The organism is Limnospira sp., assembly GCF_051859755.1.
Lineage (GTDB): Bacteria > Cyanobacteriota > Cyanobacteriia > Cyanobacteriales > Microcoleaceae > Limnospira > Limnospira fusiformis.
The window spans coordinates 1-4,384 of the sequence record NZ_JBIMLI010000230.1 but is presented as its reverse complement, the minus strand read 5'-3'; the positions used below and the strand labels follow the sequence as shown (position 1 = coordinate 4,384).

The 4,384-nt window shown below is 44.9% G+C and carries 1 protein-coding gene and 1 pseudogene; one reads left to right on the top strand and one right to left on the bottom strand.

What is annotated here, in order from left to right:
- On the bottom strand, window positions 1–1,575 hold a 1,575-nt coding region (ltrA, locus tag ACTIE0_RS22980; RefSeq protein WP_439517000.1), incomplete at its 3' end, for a group II intron reverse transcriptase/maturase.
- Window positions 1,576–3,736: 2,161 nt separating this feature from the next.
- Here ltrA and ACTIE0_RS22975 point away from each other — a divergent pair.
- Window positions 3,737–4,307 (top strand): annotated as a pseudogene (locus tag ACTIE0_RS22975) (reverse transcriptase N-terminal domain-containing protein); the annotation flags it as partial.
- Window positions 4,308–4,384 lie beyond the last annotated feature (77 nt).

Genomic DNA, 4,384 nt, shown 5'->3' with positions numbered 1-4,384 from the left:
TAGTTTTGCTACCCTGTTTGGCGTGTCAATTGCTTGTCCTTTCCTGGTTGCCCAGTAAGTCCAATTTCCGTCGTATGGTGTCGCGTTGGGGCGTATTAGGGTGTGTCTAACAATCGAAGTCCAATTATGTTTCCATAGTTGGAATCCATCCTTAGTCTTGAATAACCAAGATTCATGTCTTTCTTTCCCGTTGCTAAGTTTAACCGTTCCCTTGTGGAAGTAGTTTCCTAGCTTTTCGTAACTTACCTTTCCGCATCTTGAAACTGTCCATGCCCTCAACATTTGCCAGATTAGGTTGTCTAGCTTTACGAAAGTTTCTGATGAAACTACTCCTGAATAATAATTTGACCATCCCCGAATAATCGGGTTTAGCTTGTTAATCAGGGCTGACTGGGGTGTAGTTTTATGTTTTTTAATTACCCCTTGAATCACTTCTGTATGGGCTTTAACTGCTTTCTTGCTGGGTTTGATGTGGGTTAAAAAGGTTTTCCTTATATCCCTATTCATCTTTCCAGCTTTGTGTATCCCTGCTGGATATTGCCTGATGTTGAATCCTAGAAAATCAAACCCGGGCTCTTCTGTTTTTCCATCATACTCAATAGGTTTGAGCGTATGGCAAATTCGAGTCTTTTCGGGTTTAATCTCTAATCCTACAGGTTTTAACCATTTGGAAATAGCAGTTTTGCACTGTTCAATGATTCCTAAGTCTTTGGATATGGCTACAAAATCATCGGCGTATCTTATTACCGTTGCGTAAGGTTTGCCACTGGTACTTTTAGGATACAGTTTTTCAATTAACCTAATCATCCCATCCAGTGCGATGTTAGCTAGGAGTGGACTTATTACCCCTCCTTGGGGTGTCCCTGTTTCTGTATCCTCAAATACGCCGTTATCTAGCACACCTGCTTTAAGCCATTGTTTCAGGTCTCTTTTTAGGCTGCTTGGACAATGAATTTTAGACAGTAGGTATTCATGGTTTATTCGGTCAAAGCATTTAGCTATATCTGCATCCAGTATGTAATAACTTCCTTTGTTGATACTTAGGTAAATCCTTGCTATTGCATCGTGGGCTGACCTTCCCGGTCTAAACCCGTAGCTTGTGCCTTCAAATCTCGATTCCCATTCAGGTTCGAGAGCCGATTTAACCAAGGCTTGCCTTGCTCTGTCTTGGATTGTGGGTATTCCCAGAGGGCGTTTTTCATCCCTGCCAGGTTTTGGAATCCACACCCGTCGCAGTGGTTTTGCTTTGAGGTTTCCCTTAATGCTCTCAACAAGTTCAAACCTTTGCCTTGGAGAGATTGCTCTCATTCCATCGACTCCAGCCGTTTTCTTACCTTGATTATCTTGGGTCACTCGCCGCACTGCTAAGAGTCGGGCATAATATGACTTCACCAATAGACGTTGCAACCTTCTTGCCTTTGCATCCTGTCCCGATTTAGCTGCTTGAAATATCCTTTTTTGGAGCTTGAAAACTTTCCGCTGAACCTTAGTCCATGGGATTGCCTTCCATGCGTTGTTCGTAGTCTTGATTGGTTTGGGCTTACCAAATCCTTTCTTTAAACTCGCTATCGCCATATGTACATCTACTAGGCTCTATTTCTTACAATCCAACCGTGACCCGTTAGCATATCCCTACCATTACAGTCGGGCTTTGGCTTCTGGTCACATCTCACCCCCTAATAGGCTTGCGCTTACATTTGTCACTACTGATATCTCGACCAGATTATCAGAGCCTAAAAGGGGTTACAACGTTCCGTTTATATGGGCTTTCCATCTTTAGACTTGTCCTATCCACCGGGGTACTTTTTAAAAGTCTGTGTAGGTGTTATTAACAAAACCCTACTTTTCCCCTTGCTCTTTTGAGCGCAGCGTGTCAACCTGTTTCGCTACTGAATACTTACGATGGTTCAAGTCGGAACATTCAGATTTCCTTAGTCATGGATGGTTGGCAGTGGTCGTATTATTGGGAATAGGTTTTCCCTCACGCCTTCCGTTCCCCGCTTCAATCCTGAGGTTATGATTCCCAAAACTGGGGGTGGCTATCGCCGTTACTCTCTACTCCCTGATTTCTCAGTTTGTTTATGACCTTGAGTTCCCTGCCTTACTTAGATTTCTCCAAGCGTCGGGACATATAAACAGTTATGGGGATGGGCAGGTGTGCTATCCTTATGTTCAACCGAGGGGTTGAAATCCGCACCAGGCGGTTATTTCAGGTATTGCAACCTTATTTCATGCCTGAACGTCTCGCACGATAATTTCTATCCTACACTCAAACTTTCAACAGTAAAAAGCCCCGCTTGACCAACAAATCAGCGGGGCCTTTATAAGGAAACCTTTAAAGTAGGATTATCGCATATCCCAGAGAGCCTTAAACAAAGTCTCAGGCAGCTTTCTGGAGGTGGCATTCCTGGCAGCCTTGAGCGCGGCCACGGAAACTGTGTTCCCTTTGTGGTATGCTCTGGTAATCCGTGCGAGACGTTCAAGCATGAAATAGGGTTGAAACACCCGAAATAACCGCCTGGTGGGGACTTCAACCCCTTGATTGAATATAAGGAACGCACTCCTGAACATCCCCATAACTGTTTATATGTCCCGAATATTTGTATCACACGATACCAAATCAAGGCAGGGACTCCAAGCTCAACATACTTTGTAACAAAACGTAACAATTCTTAACATAACGGAAAAGTTACGACAAAAGGTGAGGATAACGGCGATAGCCACCCCCAGTTTTAGGACTCACAACCCGTCAGATTGAAGCGGGGAACGGAAGGCTCCAAGGTGTAACCCAACACCAGAACCGAGACCACTGCCAACCATCCATGATTAGGGAAACCGAATGTCTGGCTTGAACCGCCGTAAAGAGTAAGTAGCGGTGCGAGACGTTCAGGCATCAAATAGGGCTGCAATGCCCGAAATAACTGCCTGGTGAGGATTTCAACCCCTTGGTTGAATATAAGGAGCGCACTCCTGACCATCCTCATAACTGTTTATATGTCCCGACGTTAGTATAGAAATATACGTGTGATTCGTTTAGGAGTCAAATAAGGCTGCGATGCCTGAAATAACCTCCTAGTGGGACTTCCACCCCTGGGTGGAATATAAGGGATTCACACCCCTGACCATCCCATAACTGTTTATATGTCCCGACGATTTGTATCTTAGGATACCAAATCAAGGCAGGGAACCCAAGGTCAATACACTCTGTAACAAATCGTAATAATTCTTAACATAATGGAAAGTACGAAACAGAGGTGAGGGTAACGGCGATAGCCACCCCCGGTTTTGGGACTCACAATACCAAGACCGAAGCGGGGAACGGAAGGCTCCGAGGTGTAACCTAACACCAGAATCGAGACCACTGCCAACTATCTATGATTAGGGAAACCGAATGTCTGGCTTGAACCACCGTAACTAATAAGCAGCGAAATAGGTTGATACGCTGCGCTCAAAAGAGTAAGGGGAAAAGTAGGGTTTTCTATAGGACACCTACACAGACCTTTAAAGATACCCCGATGGATAGGACAAATCTAAAGATGGAATGCCCATATAAACGGAACGTTTTAACCCCTTTTAGGCTCTGATAATCTGGTCGAGAGAGTCAGTAGCGAAAAGTGTAAGCGTAAGCCTATTAGGGGGTGAGATGTGACCAGAAGCCAACGCCTTACTGTAATGATAAGGATATGCAGACGGGTCACGGTTTGATTGTAAAGAATAGAGTCTAGTAGGAGCACAAATGGCGCAGGCGAGTTTAAAGAAAGGCTTTGGTAAACCCAAACCAATCAAGACTACGAAAAACGCATGGAAAGCAATTCCATGGGCGAAAGTCCAGCGGAAAGTTTTCAAACTCCAAAAGAGGATATTTCAAGCAGCTAAATCGGGACAAGACGCAAAGGCAAGAAGGTTGCAACGTCTATTGGTGAAGTCATATTATGCCCGGCTCCTAGCAGTACGGCGAGTAACCCAAGATAATCAAGGCAAGAAAACGGCTGGAGTCGATGGAGTAAGAGCAATCTCTCCAAGGCAAAGGTTTGAACTGGTTGAGAGCATTAAGGGAAATCTCAAAGCCAAACCACTGCGACGGGTGTGGATTCCAAAACCTGGAAGGGATGAAAAAAGCGGGAATGGGAATACCCACTATCCAAGATAGAGCAAGGCAAGCCTTGGTCAAGTCGGCACTTGAGCCCGAATGGGAATCAAGATTTGAGGGCACAAGCTATGGGTTTAGACCTGGCAGGTCGGCTCAAGATGCAATAGCACGAATTTACTCAAGTATTAACAAAGGTGAATACTTCGTGTTAGATGCGGGTGCGAGACGTTCGGGTATGAAATAGGGCTGAAATGCCCGAAATATAGCATTAGTCAAGGTGGTTAGGACGCAGCT